The organism is Actinoplanes sandaracinus, from assembly GCF_030009775.1.
Lineage (GTDB): Bacteria > Actinomycetota > Actinomycetes > Mycobacteriales > Micromonosporaceae > Actinoplanes > Actinoplanes sandaracinus.
In genome coordinates this window covers 115,699-138,143 of sequence record NZ_JASCTH010000002.1, presented here as the reverse complement: position 1 = coordinate 138,143, position 22,445 = coordinate 115,699, and the positions used below count along the sequence as shown (strand labels likewise).

Here is a 22,445-nt window from a genome sequence, read left to right as displayed (position 1 = left end):
TGGCTTCCGGGTGAGTCGATCTGCTGGCCGTGCGGAAGCGCTGTTTCAGGTCCGTTTTGACCGCGGATTCGCACGGCGAGCAGATCGACTACTGGCGAAGGCGGTCGCGTTCCCGGGAAGCAACCGGACCGGGGTGGATCTGGCCGGCTCTGCCGCCTGTTCGTAAGTGCGGCCTCGGTCCGCTCGAGGCACTGCTCACGACCAGGTCAGCAGAGGTCGGACCGGCTGCCACCGTGCGCCCGTGGCCGGACACCCCCGTGCCGGTGCTTAGTGTGCCGCCGGGCCTGCCTCTGGTGTGTTACCGCTCGCGGGCTCGACGCGTCGCCGCACCCATGCCGGTGTTTGGTGTGTCGTCGGTTCTGTGTCTAGTGTCGCCGCTCCTGGGCTGGATGCGTCGCCGCACCCGTGCCGGTGCTTGGTGTGTCGTCGGTTCTGTGTCTAGTGTCGCCGCTCCTGGGCTGGATGCGTCGCCGCACCCGTGCCGGTGCTTGGTGTGTCGTCGGTTCTGTGTCTGGTGTGGCCGCTTCCGGGCCTGACGCATCGCCGTGCCCGTGCCGGTGTGACCCCGTGCCGGTGTGACCCTGTGCCGGTGTTTGGTGTGTCGTCGGTTCTGCGTCTGGTGTCGCCGCTCTCGCGCCTAACGCATCGCCGCGTTCGCGTTTGGTGGGACGCCGAGTCTGCGTCTGGTGGGACATAGCGCCGGTGCCTGACGCGCTGTCGGCCATGTGCTTGACGCATCACCGCATCCCATGCCGGTGTGACCCCGTGCCTGTTTCTGTGCCCGTGCCTAGTGTGTCGCCGCGTCTGCGTCCGACGGTCCCGTCCGCGTTGTCCGACGGTCCTGTCCGCTTCGTGCCTTCGGTGGGCGGTTAGTGGTGCCACATTGCGAGGGCTGCCAACCTGGGCGATCTGAGCGGTCACGTCCGCTGGCGTGGTGTAAGAGGCGGCCAGCGCTGATCCGTGTGTGTTGATCTTATGCGGCGACTGCGGTTGTCTCGATGATTCCGGTGTCGTGCTGTGTGGTATCGATGCTGGCCAGCCGGGCTTTGGCGAGAATCTCCAGGCCCATGTAGCGGCGGCCTTCGACCCATTCGTCGGTCTGTTCGGCCAGGACCGCGCCGACGAGGCGGATAATCGCGTCGCGGTTCGGGAAGATCCCGACGACGTCGGTGCGGCGGCGGATCTCCTTGTTCAACCGTTCCTGTGGATTGTTCGACCAGATCTGCCGCCACAACTCCCGCGGAAAGCTGGTGAAGGCCAACAGGTCGGCGCGGGCGTCGTCAAGGTGCTCAGCCGCGTCCGGGAACTTCTGCTCGATCGAGTCGAGGACCCGCTCAAACTGTGCATGGACCGCGGTGGCATCGGGCTGGTCAAAGATCGTGCGGACCAGGGTGGCGACCCACGGCTGCGCACTCTTCGGGACCTTCGCCAGCAGGTTGCGCAGGTAGTGAGTGCGACAACGCTGCCACTGCGCGCCGGGCAGCGCAGCGCCGATCGCACCGACCAGACCGCGGTGGGCATCGGAGATGACCAGGCGGACACCGGACAAGCCCCGGGCCGTCAGCGACCGGAGAAACGCCAGCCAGCCGGCGCCGTCCTCGTCGCTGGCGACGTCGAGACCGAGGACCTCCCGGCCGCCGTCGACGTTGACGCCGACCGCTACCAGCGCGTGCACGTTCACGATGCGGCCGTGCTCACGGACCTTGATGACCAGGGCGTCGGTCCACACGAACGTGTACGGACCGGCGTCCAACGGCCGGTTACGGAACGCCTCGACCTGGGCGTCCAGATGCCGGGCCATCTCCGAGACCTGCGACTTCGACAGCGACTTGACGCCGAGTTGCTCGACCAGCTTCTCCATCCGCCGCGTCGACACCCCGAGCAGATAGCTGGTGGCGACCACACTGACCAGAGCCTGCTCGGCCCGCCGCCGGTGTTCCAGCAGCCAGTCCGGGAAGTAGCTGCCGGACCGCAGCTTCGGAATCGCCAGATCGATGGTGCCGGCCCGGATGTCCCACTCCCGTGGCCGGTAGCCGTTACGCGAGTTCGTCCGCTCGACGCAGCGTTCGCCGTAACCGGCGCCGCACAGCGCGTCGGCCTCGGCGGACATCAACGCGTCGGCGAACGTTTTCACCATCGCCCGCAGTACATCAGGGCTCGCCGATTCCAGATGCTCGCCCAGCAGCCCGGCCAGGTTCAAACTCTCTGTTGCGGCCATCGCAGGTCTCTCCTTCTGATCGTCAGACAATCCGAAGGATCTGCGGTGGCCGCCTCTTTCATCCCCGAAAGTCCAGGTCATACACCACTTCAGTGGACGTGACCATCTGAGCGTGGGTATGTGGCTGCAGACCCAGAGGTTTCGAGGTGCGGGGCGGGGCACGGCATGGATGGTCGCAAGTCCAGGCGGACGGACGTTGCCGAGTGGGGGTGCCGGTCCGGGGAGGAGTGTGGGAGGGGATTGCCGCCCTAGTTCCTGCTGCATGTGCGGATCCAGGCAGTTCGGTTGGCAGGAGGGCTTTCGCTGGCCGGGCTAGCGCTGCGGGTGTGGTGGTCGCAGGCCGGGCGCCCGATGTCGCAGTGATTGACGGCGGCTCTCTATGACGAGCAGAGGAAGGAGCTGTCCGCGAGGGCCAGTCAGCTATAGCGCCTGGACGAGCGACTGTCCTAGGAGCGGCGTGCCGGCGGGTCGCGGCAGTGGGTGCAGTGGTGGCGGTCGAGGCTGTGGCGGTGGCAGGAGCGGTGTGCCGGAGAGCGGCAGTCAGAGGCTGCGAGGGCCGGAGGAAGGGCTGTCCGAAGAGGGGCATGGCGGAGAGCGGCTCTCGGGGGAGTGGTGGGTGACGGAGGGGTCGCCTGAGGCGGAGCGGTTTCTGGCCCAGGAGAGGAAACGCTCGTAGAGGTTCAGCGGCGGAACACCGCCATAGGCGGTGAAGTCGTCGAGGGCCTCGTACATCTGGGCGGAGAGATAGATCTTCAGAAGTGATGGGTAGGCGCGGTACTCATCGAGGAGGCTCGCCTGGGACTCGGGGCAGGGCCAGGGCTGGTCGCAGACCCGGCAGCGCCAGTGCGGACGGTCGGGCAGATGCTCGGGCTCCGGTGCCGTGGACAAACGATTCCCCCGAAAGTGATCGGCCGGTCGGGCACGGGACGTCAATGGCTGCGAGGTTGGCGGCGATAGCGTCGCCGAGCGCCCTGGGTGGCGCGGTGCTGCTGGGCCGGTGTGAGGCGGCCGGCGCGGCCCACACTGGAGTCCGGATCAGCTGCCCGGGACGGGGTGGCTCCGCCGGCGGAGGCGGGAGACCCGTCAGCGCCGGGGAGGGCGGCACGCGACCGGTAGACGCCTCGGCGACCCTGTGTCACCTGGTCAAAGACGGGTGAGTCGTGGGGTGGATAGGGCGCCGGAGGCGCGGGCGGAACACGGTCGATGCAGGGGGCCGGAAGCCCGCATATGCAGCGCCGCCACAGGCTCCGCCAGTCGCGTCGATGGTTCGGATGGAAGGGGACCGGACCGCTAGTCCGGCGACTTCTAGTCATGAGACCACCTTAGTTGACTACGGACTAGCTGTCTCCTATCAAGTTGATTATCGACTAATAGTCCCGCGCCTACGGTCGATCATGTGGGAGTGAAGCCGATCCGCCTCATGGGCGCGCACGAGATTCGCATCCGTCTCGGCGGAGTCAGCCGGCAGCGGGCGTACCAGATCACCAGCCGTGCCGATTTTCCGAAGCCGGTAGCCGACCTGGCCCAGGGCAAGGTATGGCTGACGGAGGACGTCGAGGCCTGGATGAAGGTCCACCGACGAGATCTGGACGAGTCCGAGGACTGATTCGTCCGGTCACGTCGGTGGCCGTGGACCGGCCCGGGCCGGTCGTCGCTTCGCGACGGCCTGGCCTTACGACGGGCCGGCCACCACCATGCCGCCACGTCGACGCCGGCTGCCCGATCAGTCGGCATCATGCCGATTTCGCCCCGGCTCAGGAACCCGGTCGGAAGCGGATCCGGAAGTAGGTCCCGGCTCGCGGCCGGGGGCACTTCCGGGAACGCGGCCGGGATCGGAGCGCGGCGTGCGGTCGGCAACGGAGTGTGGAGTGCGGTCGGCAGCGGAGCGCGGAGTACGGCCGGGCGCGAGGTTGCGAGCGAGCGAGACCCCGTCCGCGGTACGCACCACCAGTCCCGCGGTCTCCAGAAGCGACAGACGCCGCAGCACCGTACGCAGCCCGAGCCGTGCCTCGGCCGCGAGCTGTTCCGGAGTGGACGATCCGTTCGGCGGGAGCGCCTCCAGGACCAGCGCCGCCTCCTCGTCGAGCTGGTCGCGCCGGTGTTCCGGCCCGCGCGGCGGCTCGGTGAGGTATTCGCCGATCCGGCCGACCTCTTCGAGCACCTCGTCGGCGTTGGTGACGACACGCGCGGCCGGGCTGCTCCGCAGGATCTCGTGGCACCCGACCGACATCGCCGACGTCACCGGCCCGGGCACGACCATCGCCGGCCGGTTCAGAGCCAGCACCCGGCTCATCGTCTGGGTCGCGCCGCTGCGTGCGGCGGCCTCGACGACGACGGTGCCGGCGGTGGCCGCGGCGATGACCCGGTTCCGGATCAGGAACCGGTGCCGGAGTGGTTCGGCCCCGATCGGCCATTCGCTCACCAGCAGGCCGGTGTCGGCGATCCGGTCGAACAGCGCCGAGTTCCCGGCCGGGTAGGGCCGGTCGACCCCGCAGGCGAGGACGGCCACGGTGCGGCCGCCGGCGGCGAGTGCCCCGCGGTGAGCCGCGGCGTCGATGCCGAACGCTCCTCCGGACAGCACCGTCCACCCGTCGCGGCTGACCGAATAGGACATGTCGGTGGTGACGTGCGTGCCGTAGCTCGTGGCCGCCCGCGCGCCGACGATCGCGACCGACCGGTCCAGCGTCTCGCCGAGTGGCCACGCCCCGCGCACCCAGAAGCACAGCGGCGGACGGGTGTCCTGGTTGATCCGGCCGCCGGTGTCCATCTCCAGGGTGGCCAGGTCGGCGATGCGGTCCGGCCACTCCTCGTCGGAGGGCACCACCAGGCGGGCGCCGAGCCGGTCGGCCCGGCGCAGCGAGATCTCCGCGATCCGGCGGGCGTCACCGGCCGTGGCTCGGGCGGCGACGGCGGCGCGCAGGCGGGTGTCCGGGAGGTCGCCGCTGAGCAGGAGGTCCAGGGTGGCCGGCGCGCCGGACTGCTCCACGAGCGTCCACACCGCCCGGTTGCCGGGCTCGGCCAGCCAGGTCAGGGCGACCCGGGCGGCCCGGTCCGCTTCCCCTCCGACCCTCAGGGGCCCACTCATGCTGCACACCCGTCAGCCGGGGTGACGATCGCGACACTCATTCAACTCTCCTTCAAGATGGGAAGCAGGCGGGAAGCCCGGGCCGGGGCGACGACGCTGGGCGGGCGACGATGCGGGAGGTGCGGGCTCGCACGGCGAGGCCGCAGGCGCAGGGACGGGCGACGTGAGCTCGGTCAACGAGGCCGGGGCGGGCGGCGAGGCGGGAAACGCGGACCCGGGCGAGGCAACGGCCGGTGGACGGCTGGGCGAGGAGGCGGGCGGAGACCCAAGGAGCGAGGAAACCGGCGCCGGCCCGGCCAGCGAGCCCGGCGGCCTGAACAGCGGGGGAAGAACCGGCGGCCTGAACAGCGGGGGAAGAAACGGACGTCGGGACGGGAAGCGCAACCGCCGCAGCCCGGACGGCATCCGGAGGCGGCAGGAGAGGCCGTGCGACGAGGAAGGCCGGGACGGGAACGGAAAGGCGAGAAGGCAGTCACTTCCGGACACGGGCGCCGCCCTCTCCCATCCGGAGTTGATAGGCCTCGCACACGTCCCCGGTCCCCGGACGATCGCGTCCGTCGAGGTCGGCGATGGTCCAGGACAACCGGAGGCAGCGGTCGTAGCCGCGAGCCGAGAGGCTGCCGCTGTCGAGGGCGTCGTGCAGGACGGCGGTGTCCCGGGCCGGCAACCGCCATGGCGGCCGCCGCAGGACCGGCCCCGGCACCTCGGCGTTGACCCGCCACCCGCCGTCCGCCCATCGTGCCGCCGCGGCCGTCCGGGCCCGCGTCACCCGTGCCGCGACCAGCGCGGACGACTCGGCCGGCTCGGACTCGACGACCAGTTGCGCGGCCCGCACCGGCAGCAGGTTGACCCGCATGTCGATCCGGTCGAGCAGCGGCCCGGAGAGCCGGCCGAGATAGCGCCGCCGCACCGCCGCCCCGCAGTGGCACGCGTGGTCGCCGGCGGGGGACGCGCACGGGCACGGGTTCGCCGCGACGACCAGTTGGGCCCGGGCCGGGTACTCGGTGGTCCCGCTGGCCCGGGACAGCACGACCCGCCCGCTCTCCAGCGGCTGCCGCAGCGCCTGCAACGTCACCCGGCTCATCTCGGGGACCTCGTCCAGGAACAGGACCCCTCGATGCGCGAGCGAGAGCGCGCCCGGGCGGACCAGTCCGGATCCGCCGCCGACCAGGGAGGCGAGGGTGGAGCTGTGGTGCGGCGCCTGGAACGGCGGCCGGCGGACCAGCCGCCCGTCGGGAGGCAGCACCCCGGCGATGGACTGCAGCGCGGTCACTTCGAGGGAGGCGTCGTCGTCGAGTTCCGGCAGGATCGACGGGAGCCGTTCGGCCAGCATCGTCTTGCCGGCGCCGGGCGGCCCGAAGAGGGCCAGGTGGTGCCCGCCCGCGGCGGCGATCTCCAGGGCGTACCGCCCGGTCTCCTGCCCGGCGAGATCGGACAGGTCGGGTCCGGGTGGTTCGGGCGTGACCGGCACGGCCGGCGGGTCGAGCAGGGCGCCGTTGCCCTGGGCGAACTCGACGAGCCGGTGCAGCGTGTCCACCGCACGCACCACGACCCCGGGCACGACCGTCGCCTCCCGTGCGTTGGCCAGCGGCACGATCACCCGGGTGACCCCGGCCCGCGCCGCCGCGGCGACCATCGGCAGGACACCCCGCACCGGCCGGACGGTCCCGTCGAGCCCGAGTTCGCCGAGGAGCGCCACCCCATCGAGGCGGGCCGGGGGCAGCTCGCCGGCCCCGGCGAGCACCGCCGCGGCCACGGCGAGATCGAATCCGCTGCCGCGCTTGGGCAGCGCCGCGGGCAGCAGGTTCACGGTGATCCGCCGGTTGGGCCAGTCGCGCCCGGAGTTCACCACGGCCGCCCGCACCCGGTCCCGGGCCTCGTTCAGCGCGGTGTCCGGCAGCCCGGTGAGAACGAGGGTGGGCAGCCCGTTCGAGAGATCGGCCTCGACCTCAACCACATGCCCGGCGACCCCGACCAGTCCGGCGCACAGCACCCTGGCGTAGCTCATCAGAACGCGTCCCGGAGGTGGACCAGGCGGGTGGCGCCGCGGCGTTGCGGCAGGACCTCCACGACGTCGAAACGGATGCGCTCCGCCCGTACCCCCGACTCGGTCAGCCACCGGGAGGCCAGTTGCCGCAACCGGCGCACCTTGCGGTGATCGACGGCGGCGGCCGGTGGGCCGAAGGCCGCCGTGCGCCGGGTCTTGACCTCACAGAAGACCAGGTCGGGACCGTCGCGCAGGATCAGGTCGATCTCGCCGTCCGCGCAGCGCCAGTTGCGTTGCAGCAGCGTGAGGCCGATCTGCTGGAGGTGCCGGGCGGCCAGTCGTTCGCCGTAGGCGCCGATCGCCCGTCGCTGAGTCGTCATGACCCGGCACCGTGGCAGCGGCACGGCCGCCCGGCGGGACGCCCTGTGGACTCCCCAGCAGTGTGGATTCCGCCGCGATGCCCGTCCCGGTGTGATATGCCGGCGGCACGGTGGCGAGGCCCACAAGAACTCTCATGTCGTACGGCCACCCCGCCCCGCCGAACCGGGACCGAACCTGGGCTGCCGCGCGGCCGTCTCCCGGCTCCCGGCCGCTGCGCGAGCGCCGGGCTGCTGCCCGGGCCGAGGACGGACGCGGCTTGGCGTATGCTTGGCAACGGCGACCGCCCAGGCGGTCGACCTCGCGTGCCCTCCGAACGCGCCGTTGCCTGAGTTACTCAGGGTGAGCGGCCGTCGGCGGTGGCCCTCCCTGGTCCCGATTCGCATCGGGCCCGACTGCGGCCACCGACCAGGCGCCAGGACGCTCATCGTTGGTGAGCGTGACAACCAGGGATAGCTAGGAGCAACCCACCATGGCCGTAGTGACCATGCGCCAGCTGTTGGAGAGCGGTGTCCACTTCGGGCACCAGACCCGCCGCTGGAACCCGAAGATGAAGCGCTTCATCATGACCGAGCGCAACGGCATCTACATCATCGACCTGCGCCAGACTCTCGACTACATCGAGAAGGCGTACGCGTTCGTGCGGAGCACCGTCGCCGAGGGTGGCCACATCCTCTTCGTCGGCACCAAGAAGCAGGCGCAGGAGGCCATCGCCGAGCAGGCGACCCGGGTCGGCCAGCCCTACGTCAACCACCGCTGGCTCGGCGGCATGCTGACCAACTTCCAGACGGTTTACAAGCGTCTTCAGCGCATGAAGGAGCTTGAGGCTCTGGGTGACCTGACCGGCACCGCCGCGGGTTACACCAAGAAGGAGACCCTCCAGCTCTTCCGTGAGAAGACCAAGCTCACCAAGACCCTCGGTGGTCTGCGTGACATGACCAAGACGCCGTCGGCGATCTGGGTCGTGGACACCAAGAAGGAGCACATCGCCGTCGACGAGGCCCGCAAGCTGGGCATCCCGGTCATCGCGGTGCTGGACACCAACTGTGACCCCGACGAGGTCGACTTCCCGATCCCGGGCAACGACGACGCGATCCGTTCGGCCGAGCTGCTGACCCGGGTCATCGCCACTGCCGTTGCCGACGGCCTGATCGCCCGTTCCGGCCGTGGCCGTGGTGGCGCCGAGGAGAAGCCCGAGCCGGGCGCCGTCGCCGCCGGCGAGCCGCTGCCCGAGTGGGAGCGCGACCTGTACGAGGGCGCCGAGAAGAAGGCCGACGAGACCGTCGCCGTCGAGGCCGCTCCGGTTGAGACCGAGGCTGCTCCGGCGGAGACCGAGGCCGCTCCGGCTCCGGTCGCTGCCGCCGCACCGGCTGAGTAAGTCGTCCCGATTGCCTCCGGCCGTCGCCGCTCCTGGCGGCGGCGGCCGAATCCCGACTGATCATCGAGAGAAGAGTCATGGCTAACTTCACCGCCGCGGACGTCAAGAAGCTCCGCGACCTCACCGGTGCCGGCATGATGGACTGCAAGAAGGCCCTCGACGAGGCCGACGGCGACTTCGACAAGGCCGTCGAGTTCCTGCGCATCAAGGGCGCCAAGGACGTCGGCAAGCGGGCCGGCCGCACCGCCGCCAACGGCATCGTGGCTCACTCCGGCAAGGCGCTGCTCGAGCTCAACTGCGAGACCGACTTCGTCGCCAAGACCCCCGACTTCGTCGCGCTGGGTCAGTCGCTGGTCGAGCTCGGTGAGCGCAACAAGGTGGCCGACGCCGCCGCGCTGCTCGCCGCGACGCTGGACGGCAAGACCGTCGCCGACACCATCCAGGAGTACGCGGCGAAGATCGGCGAGAAGATCGTCGTGAACCGCTTCACGATCGTCGACGGCACCGTCGCGGTCTACCTGCACCGCAAGGCGCAGGATCTGCCGCCGCAGGTCGGCGTCCTGGTGGAGTACACCGGCAAGTCGGACGAGGCCGCCGACTCGGACGCCCGCGCCGTCGGCATGCAGATCGCCGCGATGCGCCCGAAGTTCCTCACCCGTGACGAGGTCCCGGCCGAGGTTGTCGAGACCGAGCGCCGCGTCGCCGAGCAGACCGCTCGCGAGGAGGGCAAGCCGGAGCAGGCGCTGCCCAAGATCATCGAGGGTCGGGTCAACTCCTTCTTCAAGGACTTCGTCCTGCTGGAGCAGTCTTCGGTCGTCGACAACAAGAAGACCGTCAAGGCGATCCTCGACGAGGCCGGCATCCAGGTCACCCGCTTCGTGCGGTACGAGGTCGGCCAGGAGTAAGGCTCATCACGCAAATGACACGGGAGGTCGGGTACGCGATGGAGCGTCCGGCCTCCCGGTCGCATAAGGTCTCCTGCAGATAGCGAAGGGAAGGCGGGTCTCATGACGATGGTGACCGAGCAGTCCGCAACGGTTGACGATCAGAGCCCGCCGACCATGCGGCCGCGGCGGGTCGTTCTCAAACTCTCCGGCGAGGTCTTCGGCGGCGGCGACGTCGGGGTCGAGCCCGACGTGGTGCAGTCGCTGGCGAAACAGATCGCCACGGTGACACGGCGCGGCATCCAGGTCGCGGTCGTGGTCGGCGGCGGCAACTTCTTCCGCGGCGCCGAGCTGCAGAAGCGCGGCATGGACCGCAACCGGGCGGACTACATGGGCATGCTCGGCACGGTGATGAACTGCCTGGCCCTCCAGGACTTCCTGGAGAAGGAGGGCATCGAGACGCGCGTGCAGACGGCCATCACGATGGCCCAGGTCGCCGAGCCCTACCTGCCCCTGCGTGCCATCCGCCACCTGGAGAAGGGTCGCGTCGTCATCTTCGGCGCCGGCGCCGGTATGCCGTACTTCTCCACCGACACGGTCACCGCCCAGCGTGCGCTGGAGATTCACGCGGACATGGTGCTGATGAGCAAGAACGGCGTCGACGGGGTCTACACCGCCGACCCGCGGGTCGATCCGGACGCCCGGAAGCTGGAGACCATCACCTTCCAGGAGGTCCTGCAGCGTGGTCTGCGGGTGGCCGACCAGGCCGCCTTCAGCCTCTGCGAGGAGAACAAGCTGCCGATGCTGATCTTCGGCGCGGAGGGCGACGACACCATCGTGCGCGCGTGCGCCGGCGAGCGGATCGGCACTCTCATCACGGCCTGAGCTGACGTCCCCACATCCCGCACCACCGAAGACAGCAAGGAGGCGAGAAGAGCCGGTGATCGAGGAAACCCTCTTCGAGGCCGAGGAGAAGATGGAGAGCGCGGTCGAGCACGCCAAGGAGGAGTTCGCCGCCATCCGTACCGGCAGGGCCACTCCCGCGATGTTCTCCAAGATCCTGGTCGACTACTACGGTGCGCCCACGCCGGTGACGCAGATGGCGTCCGTCGGTGTGCCGGAGCCCCGCATGGTCATCGTGAAGCCCTACGACGCGTCCCAGCTGGGCCCGATCGAGCGGGCAATCCGTGACTCCGACCTCGGTGTCAACCCCAACAACGAGGGTACGCAGTTGCGCATCCATCTTCCGCAGATGACGGAGGAGCGGCGCCGCGAGATGATCAAAGTGGCGCGCGGTAAGGCTGAGGACAGCCGTGTCGCGATCCGCAACGTGCGCCGCAAGGCCAAGGACCAGATCGACAAGCTGGTCAAGGACGGCGAGACCGGCGAAGACGACGGCCGCCGTGCGGAGAAGGAGCTCGACGACGTGACCCATCGTTACGTCGCCGTCATCGACGAGCTCGTCAAGCACAAGGAAGCCGAGCTCCTCGAGGTCTAGGCATCCGACGAAGCCCGGCGCATCTCACCGAATGTGCCGGGCTTCTCCCATGCCGGTCGCCGGAACGGATGGCGCCGCCGCCGTTCGGGCCAGTACGAGTTCACGGGCGGTTAAATTGCGCGCCACCTCGACGGCTGTTCAGGCGTCACCTGTGCAGTACGCTCGGCACGGTTCCCGTGGGCGCGACATACGGCCCCACGGGCCCGGTCTCGCCCGGTGTCCAGGGGCGAAGTCAGAGATTCGGCAGGCAGGGGTTCGGCTTTGTTATTGCGTTCGGCGGCGCCGCTGTCCACGAGCCTTCCCGAGGTCTGATGTCCTACGTCGATCCCCGTGCACGGCAGATCCCCGGCGACGACACCAGCGTCCCGGCGCCGGGCAACCCTGAGTCAGAGGACCTGTATGCCGCTGTCCGGCACACCGGAGCCGTCACCGAGTACCCCGGAACGGAATCGATGACCGACGAGCCCGGCGCCCCCGAGGAGAACGGCAGGAGCGGCGGCAGGGGCCGTCGCCGTGCCGGCCGGGGCCGCAAGCCGCAGGGCGGCGGCCGCGCCGGCCGTAACCTGCCCGCGGCCATCGCGGTCGGCCTCAGCCTCGGCCTGATCGTCCTCGCCGCGCTGCTGGTCCAGCCGGTGGCCCTGCTCGGCGTCCTCGTGGTGGCGTCCGGCATCGGTGCCTGGGAGATGGCCCGCGCGCTGGCCAGCACCGGGGCCCGGCCGCCGCTGATCCCGCTGATCGCCGGCAGCGCCCTGATGACCGGCCTGGCGTGGTTCGAGGGCGCCGACGCCCTGGTCCTGGGCCTGCTCGTGACGGTCGGCGCGTCCGCGTTGTGGCGCCTGGCCGACGGGGTCGCCGCCGTGCGCCGCGATTTCACCCCCAGCGTGCTGATCGCCGTCTACGGCCCCTTCCTGCTGAGCTTCGCGGCGATGCTGGTGCGGATGGACGAGAAGGACGGCCCCCTGATGGTGATCTGCACCCTGGTCGCCGTGGTGCTCTCCGACACGGGTGGCTATGCCTCCGGCGTCTTCCTCGGCAAGCATCCGATGGCGCCGAAGATCAGCCCGAAGAAGTCGTGGGAGGGGTTCGCCGGCTCGGTGACGGCCGCCGCGATCGGCAGCGGCGCCCTGCTCTTCTTCCTGCTGGACGTCCCGGTCTACTGGGGCCTGCTGTTCGGCGCGGTCATCTCGGTGATGGCGGTCGTCGGAGACCTGGCCGAGTCGATGCTCAAGCGGGACCTGAAGGTCAAGGACATGAGCAACCTGCTGCCCGGGCACGGTGGCCTGATGGACCGGCTGGACTCGATCCTGTTCGCCGTCCCGACCGCGTACCTGCTCTTCTCGATCATCACCCGGAGCTAGCTGTGGGCGACCGACTCCGCGGACGTGGGAGACTGGAGACGCCATGACGATTCTTCCGGTCATCCCGATCAGTCCCGATCAGCCCGACGCGGTCAGCACACGCCGCCGTCCCAGCATGCCTCCGCGCCATCTCGCCGACCTGGACCTCGCCGGCCGCCAGAGCGCCGTCGCGAGCCTCGGCGAGCCGGCCTTCCGGGCCAAGCAGCTGTCCACCCACTACTTCGGCCGCCTGGTGCGGGACGCCGCCGCGATGACCGACCTGCCGGCCGCCTCCCGGGACAAGCTCACCGCCGACCTGCTGCCCACGCTGCTGACCCCGATCCGGGAGCAGGCGTGCGACGACGGCGCGACCCGCAAGACACTGTGGCGGCTGCACGACGGCGCGCTCGTCGAGAGCGTTTTGATGGGTTACCCCGACCGGGTGACCGCCTGTGTCTCCAGCCAGGCCGGGTGTGGCATGGCGTGCCCGTTCTGCGCGACCGGCCAGCAGGGCCTGACCCGCAACCTGTCGGTGGCGGAGATCGTGGACCAGGTGGTCTATCTGGCCGGGGTGGCCGCGTCCGGCGCGGTCACCGGTTCGCCGCCGCGCCTGTCCCGGGTGGTCTTCATGGGGATGGGCGAGCCGCTGGCCAACTACCCGCGGGTGATCGAGGCGGTGCGGCGGCTGACGTCGCCGGCGCCGGAGGGTCTCGGGCTCTCGCAACGGCACATCACGGTGTCCACGGTGGGTTTGGTGCCCGCAATGCGCCGGTTGATCGCCGAACAGCTCTCGGTGACCCTTGCGCTGTCACTGCACGCCCCCGATGATGATCTGCGCGATGAGCTTGTGCCCGTCAACCAGCGTTGGAAGGTGGCCGAGGTGCTCGATGCCGCGTTCGAATACGCGGCGCGGACCGGCCGCCGGGTCTCCATCGAGTACGCCCTGATCAGGGACGTAAACGATCAGCCCTGGCGTGCCGACCTGCTGGGCCGCCTTCTGCACGGCAAGCTGGCCCATGTGAATCTCATCCCACTCAACCCGACACCGGGCAGCAAGTGGGATGCGAGCCCCAAACCGGTCGAGCGCGAGTTCGTCCGCCGGCTGCGAGAGTCCGGCGTGTCGACCACGGTTCGCGACACCCGGGGCCGGGAGATCGACGGCGCGTGCGGCCAGTTGGCCGCGGGTGAGCTGACGGAAGCGAGCGCTGGGGGCGCCGCAGCCGACGCGGAGGTGGCACAGTGACTGGGCGTAGGTCCCAGCGAGCGGAGTGGGAGACGTTGTGACGAGTCAGGGGCAGCGTTTCCGAAGGCGTGCGCTGCGGCGTGGCTACAAGGTCGACGAGGTCGACGCTTTCCTGGACCGGGTCGAGGCGACTCTGGCCGGCGAGCAGGTCGGCCCGCCGGTCGGTGCGCAGGAAGTGCACGACGTCGTCTTCCGGGTGCGTTTCGGCGGCTATGACGAGTGGCAGGTGGACCTGCACCTCGACCGGGTCGAGCGCCAGCTGGCCGAGTTCGAGGAGCGGGGCGGCCGCCCCGCCGACTCGATGCGCGACTCGATGCGCAGTGGTCTCACCGCCGGCTCGCACTCCGGCCCCGGCCCGGTCTCCGGCCCACCGTCGATGGGCCCCGGCCCCGGTCAGGGTTTCGACCGGGGTGGCTTCGACCGCGGGCCGGCTGGCGCCGGTGTCGGGCCCGGTGGCCAGGGCGGCATGCAGGGGCAGCTTCCGCAGTCGCAGGGCTACCCGGGCCAGCCGCAGGGCTTCCCGGGGCAGGGCGGGCAGGGCATGCCCGGTGGGATGGGTGGCCAGGGGATGAACCCGGCGGCCCGGATGGCATCGCCGCCGACCGAGAGGCTCCCCGCCCCGGTTCGTGACGACCGGATGATGCCGCCCCAGATGCCCCCGCAGGCGCCGCAGCGTCAGCAGCAGCTCCCGCCCGGCCCGGATCCGTACGGGCGTTACGACGAGCCCACCGGCTACGGCCAGCAACAGCAGCAGCCGCAACAGCCGCCGCAGCGTCCCGGCCCGCCGCCCGGTTACGACCAGGGCGGTTATGGCCAGGGTGGCTATGACCAGGGCGGATTCGACGGTTTCGAGCCGGGCCGGCACGGCAAGGCCGACATGACGGCCGAGATCCGGATGCCCGACCGCGACCCGCGTGGCGGTTACGGCCAGCAGCAGATGCCGAGCGCTCCGATGCCGGGTTCCCCGATGGCGGCGCCCGGTTCGCCGATGCCGGGTGCGCCGATGAGCGGCCCGCCCTACGGCGGCGGTTACGGCCCGCAGCAGCCCCAGCTCGGCCCTCCGCTGGGCGAGCCGGGTGGCGAACTCTACCGGGTCGACCAGTTGCGGCGGACGTTCCAGCCGCGCCGGTTCGGCAGCGGCTATGACCCGATGCAGGTGGACCGGCTGTTCGAGGGCATTCTCCAGGCGATGACGGGCCGCGGCCCGATGCCGGTGAACGAGAACGACCTCGACATGCTCCAGTTCGGTCTGGTGCCGAACGGCTACTTCGAGGCCGAGGTCGATGCCGCGCTGCGTGAGGTGAAGGACATCCTGCTGCGGCGCCGCTGACCGGTGACGAGAAACTGCGGCGCCGCTGACCGGTGACGAGAAAGAGGGGGCCACCGGCCCCCTCTTTCGTGTCCGGGAGCTTACTGGTCGTTGGGTCGCAGGCCGCTGCGCCGCAGCACCGCGTCGCCGATCAGGACGGCGATCAGGCCGACCGCGATCAGGACGAGCCAGACCTTCTCGGTGTTGCCCTGCTGGTTGCCCCAGAGAAAGAGCAGCATGATCGCGGCCGAGATGATCGCGCCGCGCTGAGCCCGCTTGCGGTTACCCGGCTTGAGCTGGTCGGGCGCGTAGACCTCGTGGTGTTCGTCCGCAGCCACGGTCGCTCCCCTCCTCGTCGGTAGTGACATCCGAATCGGAAAACAGTGTGTCACGGGGTCGGCGGGCGGAACCCGGCAACCCGGCTGTACTTTCGATGCGGTCACAACGCCGCGGGAACAGACGCACGATGGCGGCCCCCGCGCCGCGGAGACAGACGCAAGACGGCGGTGACCATGCCGCGGAGACAGAAGCAAGGCGGCGGTCCCCACGCCGCGGAAGCAGAAGCAAGATGCAAGCAGAGGAGCGACTAGTGCGGATCACGGGCACCGGCCATGCGAGCATGCGGATCGACACCGCTGCCGGCAGCATTCTGTGCGATCCGTGGGTGAATCCGGCGTATTTCGCCTCGTGGTTCCCATTCCCGGACAACTCCCTGCTCGACTGGGAGACCCTGGGCGACGTCGACTACCTGTACGTCTCCCACCTGCACCGGGACCACTTCGACGCGGAGCACCTCAAGCGGTTCATCAGCAAGAAGGCGACCGTCCTGCTGCCGGAGTACCCGACCAGCCAGCTCGAGGACGAGCTTCGTGATCTGGGTTTCACCAGCTTCCTACGGACGAAGTCGGACGAGGTGCACGAGCTCGACGGCGGCCTGAAGGTGATGATCCAGGCGTTGATCAGCCCGACCGACGGTCCGATCGGTGACTCGTCACTCTGGGTGGAGTACGACGGCATCCGCGTGCTGAACCAGAACGACGCTCGCCCCGCCGACCTGACCCGGTTCAACGAGCTGGGCCACGTGCACGCGCACATGCTGCAGTTCTCCGGCGCCATCTGGTACCCGATGGTCTACGAGCTGCCGGAGAACGCGAAGACGGCGTTCGGCAAGCAGAAGCGGGACCGGCAGTTCGACCGCACCTGGCGTTACATCGACGACCTGAAGGCCGACCACGTCTTCCCGATCGCCGGCCCGCCGTGTTTCCTCGACGACGAGCTGTGGCAGTTCAACGACATCCACGGCGACGAGGGCAACATCTTCCCCGACCAGTCGGTGTTCCTCTCCGAGTACGCGAAGGTCGGCGGCACCAACGGCATCGTGCTGCTTCCGGGCAGCGTGACCGAGCTCACCGACGGCGGCGCGACGGCGACGACCGAGCACCCGGTGCCGGTCGAGGAGTTCTTCGCGAACAAGGTCGCCCACCTGGAGGAGATGCGGGAGCGTAAGCGCCCCGCCCTGGAGGCGGAGAAGGCGTCCTGGCGGCACCCGGAGATCGACGTCCTGGGCGAGCTGAAGAAGCGCATCGAGCCGCTGCTCGAGGAGTCGATCTACCTGGCCAAGGGCGTCGGTGGCCCGGTCCGGTTCGACCTGGTCTCCTACGACGGCGGCGAGATCGAGTCGATCGTCGTGGACTTCCCGGGCAAGCAGGTCCGGCCGTACGCCGACGAGAAGGTCCGCTACCGCTTCAAGATGCAGCGCGAGCTGATCGAACACCTCATCTTCATCGACGAGGGAGACTGGGTGAACTCGCTGTTCCTGTCCTGCCGCTTCTCCGCGGCCCGGATCGGGCAGTACAACGAGTTCGTCTACGCGTTCTTCAAGTGCCTTTCCGAGGAGCGCCTGCAGTACGCCGAGGGCTGGTACGACGAGCACGAGAAGTCCGTCGACGCCGAGGACATCCAGTTCGGCGACTGGACGGTGCAGCGACGTTGCCCCCACCTGAAAGCCGACCTGTCCCGGTTCGGCATCGTCGAGGGCAACGTGCTGACCTGCCAGTTGCACGGCTGGAAGTTCGACCTGCCGAGCGGCCGCTGCCTGACCGGCGTCGGCCACAAGATCCGCGCCAGCAAGTCCTCTTAAAGAGCGAGATCGCGCAGGATGCGGCGGGCCGCGTTGTGGCCCGCCGCGCCGATCACGCTGCCGGCCGGGTGCGCCCCGGCCGAGCCGTGGTACAGCCCGTCCAGCCCGGTGGAGTACGGCATCCGCTGGTCGAACGCCACCGTGTTGTCGACGTGGTGGATGTGCCCGCCGGTGATCCCGAAGTGCTTCTCGATCCCCGGTGGGGTGAGCGGGAACACGTCGGCGACCAGGTCCGAGGTGCCGGGCGCATACCGGTCGCAGAGCGCGAGCAGCCTGTCCACGTACCCCGGAAGCTCCTGATCCCACGACGAGCCCGTCGGCTCGAAGGGCACCGATTGCACGAAGAGCGCCGAGGAATGGTGTCCGGCCTCGTCGCGCAGCGACGGATCGACGGTGGTGTGCAGGTACCACTCGATGGTCGGCTCGTCCGGCAGGACGCCGGCCCGCACGTCGGCCCACATCCGCCGCAGGTTCGTCATCGGCGAGGCCTCGCCCGGCAGCAGGTGGACGGTCGACCCGTTCGGCGACGGCGCGCCGTCGGGCAGGCAGGCGAACCGCGGCAGGTCACGCAGCGCGAGATTGACCTTGAGGGTGGTTCCGGTCCGCTTGACCGCGGCCATCCGCTCGGTGAGCGCCGAGGGCAGAGAACCTTCCGGAACGAGACCCATCAGCTGGTACGGGTCACAGCCGCCGAGAACGACCCGGGCGGAGACCGATCGCCCGTCGGCCAGCACCACGCCACTGGCCGCGCCGCCGTCCACGGTCACCGCGGTCACCCGGGCATCCGTGAAGAGGCGGGCTCCCGCGGCCCGGGCGGCGTCCGCGAAGACCCGTGACACCGTGCCCATCCCGCCTTCGGCGATCAGCCACGTCCCGTCCGAGCCGGGCAGCCGGCACATGTTGTGCACCAGGAAGTTGTGCCCGGTGCCGGGGTCGTCCGGCCCGGCGTTCAGCCCGGACAGGCCGTCGGTGACCGCGTACATCGCGACCAGCAGCTCGCTGGCGAACCCGAACCGGGCCAGATAGTCGGCGACCGATCCGCGCACCAGATCGAGGAAGGTGCTCTGCAGCTGCGGCCGGATGTGCCGCTCGGCGATCTCCTCCACCGGCGCCGGCTCCTCCAGCCAGGCGGGCGCGAGGTCGGCGCGGAGCGCGCCGATCTCGACGGCCAGGGCTTCGTCGGCGGCCGCGTCGCGGTCGGTGAGCTGCGCCCGGTTCGCCTGGGCGTCGCTGCCGAAGAGGAGGTACGGCGAACCGGCCCCGGCGCCGGGCAGGAAGTAGTGCGGGTCGCGCCGCAGCACCGGGATGTCGACGTCGAGCGTCCGCAGCAGCTCCGGCGGCATCAGGCCGAGCAGGTAGGAGCCGGTCGACTGGCCGAGGCCGGGCACCCGGGGGAACGGGTGCTCGGTGCGGGTGGCGCCGCCGAGCACGCCGGCCGCCTCGAGCACGACGACGTCGAGCCCGGCGCGGGCGAGCAGGATCGCGGAGACGAGAGCGTTGTGGCCGGCTCCGATGATCACCACGTCGGCGCTGTCCGGAATGGGGGTCATGGTTCGCGAGGTTACCTCGGGGTCGCGCTCGGTGAACTCGCCGGATCGTCCGACAGAAGCGACCCGGCGGTGCGGGTCGCCGCGAAACCGGTGAGCAGCACCACGTGGAAGAGGTACAGCCAGAGGCCGATCGCCACCACCGCGCCGACCTCGGTCAGGCCGCCGAACGGCACCCCGAGGTCCAGCGGCAGCGAGGTGAACAGCACCGCCCCGTGCAGGAACCCGGACAGGTTGGCCGCGGTGAACGAACCGATCAGGGTGGTGGTGAGCCACGGCGGACGGCCCGGCGCGACGTACCGGAACACCCAGATCACCACCGGGGTCAGCACCAGCCAGACCGCCAGGAACGACAGCACCACCCCCAGCACCGACCACCAGCCGCCGCGCAGCCACAGGCGGCTCGTGGTGGGCAGCGCCAGCAGCAGCGACAGCAGCAGGGCCGGGGCGGCGGCCAGCAGGGGCAGCCACAGCAGCCGGCCGCGCCAGCCGACCAGCCGCTCGCCGGGGCGGGAGAGCGAGGCGAAGGCCCGGCGCAGGCCCTCGCCGTACAGGGTGGCCGGCAGCAGGCTGGCGAGCGCGAACATCGGCGTCAGCGCCAGTCCGGCGTCGATGAGCGCGGCGAGCGCGTGCGACGCCCCGATCTCGTCCGGCAGCGCGCCGATGGTCCGGCCGGTCAGGCGGTGTACCCGCTCCGCGCCCACCACCAGCCCGGTCAGCCACACCGCCAGCAGCGCCACCGGGATCACCGCGATGCCGCTGTAGAAGGTGATCGCGGCGGCGTGCAGCGCGACGTCTCGCCCACGCAGCGGCCGGAACAGTGTTGTCAGTGCCTGGCGCGCTCGCAGCATGTCGTTGCCTTACCCAATCGGACGTTCCTGACGTCGATCGTCATGGAGATCGATGGATCGCCGCCGCGGCCGTGAGACCGTGGGGCGGGCGCCGGCGCGAACCGCCGTCCGGGAAGATGAGCGTTATGCGTGACCTCGTACTGCTCGGCTCCACCGGGTCCATCGGCACCCAGGCCATCGACATAGTCCGGCGCAACCCGGACCGGTTCCGGGTGGTGGCCCTGGGCGCCGGCGGCGGCAACGTCGGTCTGCTCGCCGCGCAGGCCCTCGAACTGGGCGTCGAGGTGGTCGGGGTGGCCCGCGCCTCGGTCACCCAGGACCTGCAACTCGCCTTCTACGCCGAGGCGCAGAAGCGCGGCTGGGCCACCGGCGACTTCAAGCTTCCCAAGATCGTGGCCGGGCCGGAAGCGATGACCGAACTGGCCAGGTGGCCGTGTGACGTCGTGCTGAACGGCGTGGTCGGCAGCCTCGGGCTGGCGCCCACCCTCGCGGCCCTCCAGGAAGGCCGGATCCTCGCCCTCGCCAACAAGGAGTCGCTGGTCGCCGGCGGCCCGCTGGTCCGGCGGATCGCCAAGCAGGGGCAGATCGTCCCGGTCGACTCGGAGCACTCGGCGCTGGCCCAGTGCCTGCGCGGCGGCTCGGCGGCCGAGGTGCGGCGGCTCGTCCTCACCGCGAGCGGCGGGGCGTTCCGCGGGCGGCGGCGCGAGGAGCTGTCGAACGTCACCCCGGAGGAGGCCCTCAAGCACCCGACCTGGGACATGGGCCCGGTCGTGACGATCAACTCGGCCACCATGGTGAACAAGGCGCTCGAGGTGATCGAGGCGCACGAGCTGTTCGGCGTGCCGTACGACGACATCGAGGTGATGGTCCATCCTCAGTCGGTGCTGCACTCGCTGGTCGAGTTCACCGACGGGTCGACCCTCGCTCAGGCCAGCCCGCCCGACATGCGGCTGCCGATCGCGCTCGCTCTGGCCTGGCCGGATCGGGTCCCGCGGGCGGCCGCCGCCGTCGACTGGACGGCCGCGCACAACTGGGAGTTGCGCCCGCTCGACGAAGAGGCGTTCCCGGCCGTCCGGCTGGCCAAGGAGGCGGGCCGGGCCGGGCGCTGTCTGCCGGCCGTCTACAACGCGGCGAACGAGGAGTGTGTGGCCGCTTTCGTCTCGGGTCGGCTACCGTTCCTGGGCATCGTCGACACGCTGGAACAAGTCCTCGCCGCGGCCCCGGATTTCGCGGAGCCGGGTACCGTCGAGGACGTGCTTGCCGCCGAGGCCTGGGCGCGTGTCGAGGCGCAGCGGATGATCACGACTGTGGCTGAAGGAGCCTGATGCTGTTCTGGCTGGGTGTGGTGGCGTTCGCGCTCACCATCCTGATCTCGGTGAGTCTCCACGAGCTGGGTCATATGATCACCGGCAAACGCTTCGGGATGAAGGTCACGAAGTACTTCGTCGGCTTCGGCCCGACGATCTTCTCGTTCCACCGCGGCGAGACCGAGTACGGCCTGAAACTCATCCCGCTCGGCGGCTTCTGCAAGATCGTCGGCATGACGCCGCAGGACGACGACGTCGCCCCGGAGGACCAGCACCGGGCCATGTGGCGGTTCCCGGTCTGGAAGCGGACCGTGGTGATGGCCGCCGGTTCGATCACCCACTTCATGCTGGCGCTGGTCGGCGCCTGGGTGATGGCCTGGAGCATCGGCCTGCCCAACATCGACCTCCCGCAGAACGCGGAGCAGACGCGCTCCGCCCCCGCGATGATCTACGTGGCCGACTGCATCCGCACCTCGCTGAGCGACACCGCCACCACCGAGTGCGTGCCGGGCCAGGGCAGCGCCCAGCAGTCCCCGGCCAAGGCGGCCGGGCTGAAGACCGGTGACCTGATCACCAAGGTCGGCGCCGTCGCGGTCACCGATTACGGCCAGTTGACCGACACCATCCGGGCCTCGGCAGCCGCTCCGACCACCTTCGAATATGTGCGCGACGGCAAGACCGCCACGACGACGGTCAACCTGCTCCCGGCCGAACGGCGGCCCATCGAGGACCCGAAAGGCCCGATCTCCCAGGTCGCGGTCGCCGGCGTGAGCTGGACCACGGACCAGCCGGCCGTCATCACCTACAGTGCCTTCGGAGCGGTGCCCGCCTCCGGCGAGTTCAACTGGTATCTGGTGGAGAAATCGCTCCAGGCGATGGCCCGGATCCCCGAGAAGATTCCGGCCCTGTGGAACTCGATCACCGGTGACGAGCGCGACCCGGACACCCCGATCAGCGTCGTCGGGGCCAGCCGGATCGGTGGCGAGGCCATCGAGAAAGGCGTGCCCGAGGTCTTCTGGCAGGTCTTCATCTCGCTGAACGTGTTCATCGGCCTGTTCAACCTGCTGCCGCTGCTGCCGGTCGACGGCGGGCACATCGCCATCGCCTGGTTCGAAGCAATTCGCTCATGGCTCTACAAGCGTTTCCATCGACCTGATCCGGGCCGGGTGGACTACTACAAGTTGATGCCACTGACGTACGCGGTGATTCTCATCGGTGGGGCGTTCACCCTGCTGACCGTGACCGCCGACATCGTCAACCCCATCTCGATCTTCAAGTGAGTG

19 protein-coding genes are annotated in these 22,445 nt (G+C 70.0%); 11 read left to right on the top strand and 8 right to left on the bottom strand.

Annotated features, from left to right (window positions below):
• Positions 1-973: 973 nt before the first annotated feature.
• Together QLQ12_RS03260 and QLQ12_RS03255 are read right to left on the bottom strand one after the other, a co-directional pair.
• Positions 974-2,218, bottom strand: a complete 1,245-nt coding sequence (locus QLQ12_RS03260; protein WP_282757016.1) for an IS256 family transposase — start codon at positions 2,216-2,218, stop codon at positions 974-976.
• Between the two features lie 540 nt (positions 2,219-2,758).
• Positions 2,759-3,106 (bottom strand): hypothetical protein, encoded by a 348-nt coding sequence (locus QLQ12_RS03255; RefSeq protein ID WP_282757015.1) that lies wholly within the window; start codon positions 3,104-3,106, stop codon positions 2,759-2,761.
• A gap of 532 nt (positions 3,107-3,638) precedes the next feature.
• On the opposite strand from QLQ12_RS03255, the gene QLQ12_RS03250 reads away from it, so the two are divergent.
• Positions 3,639-3,824, top strand: coding sequence for an AlpA family phage regulatory protein (locus QLQ12_RS03250; protein ID WP_052164533.1), 186 nt, complete (start codon positions 3,639-3,641; stop codon positions 3,822-3,824).
• A gap of 117 nt (positions 3,825-3,941) precedes the next feature.
• Here QLQ12_RS03250 and dprA read toward each other — a convergent pair whose 3' ends face one another.
• The 3 genes from dprA to QLQ12_RS03235 all read right to left on the bottom strand — a co-directional run bounded on the left by dprA (position 3,942) and on the right by QLQ12_RS03235 (position 7,670).
• Positions 3,942-5,303 (bottom strand): DNA-processing protein DprA, encoded by a 1,362-nt coding sequence (gene dprA / locus QLQ12_RS03245; protein ID WP_282757014.1) that lies wholly within the window; start codon positions 5,301-5,303, stop codon positions 3,942-3,944.
• A 472-nt stretch (positions 5,304-5,775) separates the two neighbouring features.
• Positions 5,776-7,311, bottom strand: coding sequence for a YifB family Mg chelatase-like AAA ATPase (locus QLQ12_RS03240; RefSeq protein WP_282757013.1), 1,536 nt, complete (start codon positions 7,309-7,311; stop codon positions 5,776-5,778).
• On the bottom strand, positions 7,311-7,670 hold the full coding sequence (locus tag QLQ12_RS03235; protein ID WP_282757012.1) for a YraN family protein: 360 nt from the start codon (positions 7,668-7,670) through the stop codon (positions 7,311-7,313). The genes QLQ12_RS03240 and QLQ12_RS03235 overlap by 1 nt, the downstream gene beginning before the upstream one ends.
• Positions 7,671-8,140: 470 nt before the next feature.
• On the opposite strand from QLQ12_RS03235, the gene rpsB reads away from it, so the two are divergent.
• From rpsB to QLQ12_RS03200, 7 genes are all read left to right on the top strand, one after another.
• Positions 8,141-9,046 (top strand): 30S ribosomal protein S2, encoded by a 906-nt coding sequence (rpsB, locus tag QLQ12_RS03230; protein WP_282757011.1) that lies wholly within the window; start codon positions 8,141-8,143, stop codon positions 9,044-9,046.
• A 77-nt stretch (positions 9,047-9,123) separates the two neighbouring features.
• Entirely contained in the window at positions 9,124-9,951 is an 828-nt protein-coding gene (gene tsf, locus QLQ12_RS03225) for a translation elongation factor Ts (RefSeq protein WP_282757010.1), read from the top strand.
• A 156-nt stretch (positions 9,952-10,107) separates the two neighbouring features.
• Entirely contained in the window at positions 10,108-10,815 is a 708-nt protein-coding gene (gene pyrH / locus QLQ12_RS03220; RefSeq protein WP_282757334.1) for a UMP kinase, read from the top strand.
• A gap of 55 nt (positions 10,816-10,870) precedes the next feature.
• Positions 10,871-11,428, top strand: coding sequence for a ribosome recycling factor (gene frr, locus QLQ12_RS03215; RefSeq protein ID WP_282757009.1), 558 nt, complete (start codon positions 10,871-10,873; stop codon positions 11,426-11,428).
• Positions 11,429-11,739: 311 nt separating this feature from the next.
• The gene (locus QLQ12_RS03210) at positions 11,740-12,786 is read left to right on the top strand and encodes a phosphatidate cytidylyltransferase (RefSeq protein ID WP_282757008.1); all 1,047 of its coding nucleotides are present in this window, start codon (positions 11,740-11,742) and stop codon (positions 12,784-12,786) included.
• 43 nt (positions 12,787-12,829) lie between these two features.
• Complete coding sequence (gene rlmN, locus QLQ12_RS03205; RefSeq protein ID WP_282757007.1) at positions 12,830-14,008, top strand: 23S rRNA (adenine(2503)-C(2))-methyltransferase RlmN; 1,179 nt, start codon at positions 12,830-12,832, stop codon at positions 14,006-14,008.
• 37 nt (positions 14,009-14,045) lie between these two features.
• Positions 14,046-15,338, top strand: a complete 1,293-nt coding sequence (locus QLQ12_RS03200; RefSeq protein ID WP_282757006.1) for a DivIVA domain-containing protein — start codon at positions 14,046-14,048, stop codon at positions 15,336-15,338.
• Between the two features lie 80 nt (positions 15,339-15,418).
• On the opposite strand, the gene QLQ12_RS03195 is transcribed toward QLQ12_RS03200, so the two are convergent.
• Positions 15,419-15,685 (bottom strand): DUF2631 domain-containing protein, encoded by a 267-nt coding sequence (locus QLQ12_RS03195; RefSeq protein WP_282757005.1) that lies wholly within the window; start codon positions 15,683-15,685, stop codon positions 15,419-15,421.
• Positions 15,686-15,906: 221 nt separating this feature from the next.
• Here QLQ12_RS03195 and QLQ12_RS03190 point away from each other — a divergent pair, with 221 nt between their 5' ends.
• Positions 15,907-17,457: a Rieske 2Fe-2S domain-containing protein gene (locus tag QLQ12_RS03190; RefSeq protein WP_282757004.1), complete on the top strand. Its 1,551-nt coding sequence runs from the start codon at positions 15,907-15,909 to the stop codon at positions 17,455-17,457.
• On the opposite strand, the gene QLQ12_RS03185 is transcribed toward QLQ12_RS03190, so the two are convergent.
• Both QLQ12_RS03185 and QLQ12_RS03180 read right to left on the bottom strand, forming a co-directional pair.
• A complete protein-coding gene (locus tag QLQ12_RS03185; protein WP_282757003.1) occupies positions 17,454-19,007 on the bottom strand; it encodes a phytoene desaturase family protein in 1,554 nt (517 codons plus the stop codon). The genes QLQ12_RS03190 and QLQ12_RS03185 overlap by 4 nt on opposite strands.
• Before the next feature lie 11 nt (positions 19,008-19,018).
• Positions 19,019-19,855, bottom strand: a complete 837-nt coding sequence (locus QLQ12_RS03180; protein ID WP_282757002.1) for a YhjD/YihY/BrkB family envelope integrity protein — start codon at positions 19,853-19,855, stop codon at positions 19,019-19,021.
• Positions 19,856-19,971: 116 nt separating this feature from the next.
• Between QLQ12_RS03180 and dxr the strand changes: the two genes are divergently transcribed.
• Positions 19,972-21,180, top strand: a complete 1,209-nt coding sequence (gene dxr, locus QLQ12_RS03175; RefSeq protein ID WP_282757001.1) for a 1-deoxy-D-xylulose-5-phosphate reductoisomerase — start codon at positions 19,972-19,974, stop codon at positions 21,178-21,180.
• Positions 21,180-22,442 carry a M50 family metallopeptidase gene (locus QLQ12_RS03170; protein ID WP_282757000.1) on the top strand — a complete coding sequence of 421 codons (1,263 nt, stop codon included), beginning with the start codon at positions 21,180-21,182 and terminating at the stop codon, positions 22,440-22,442. The genes dxr and QLQ12_RS03170 overlap by 1 nt, the downstream gene beginning before the upstream one ends.
• Positions 22,443-22,445: the final 3 nt, after the last annotated feature.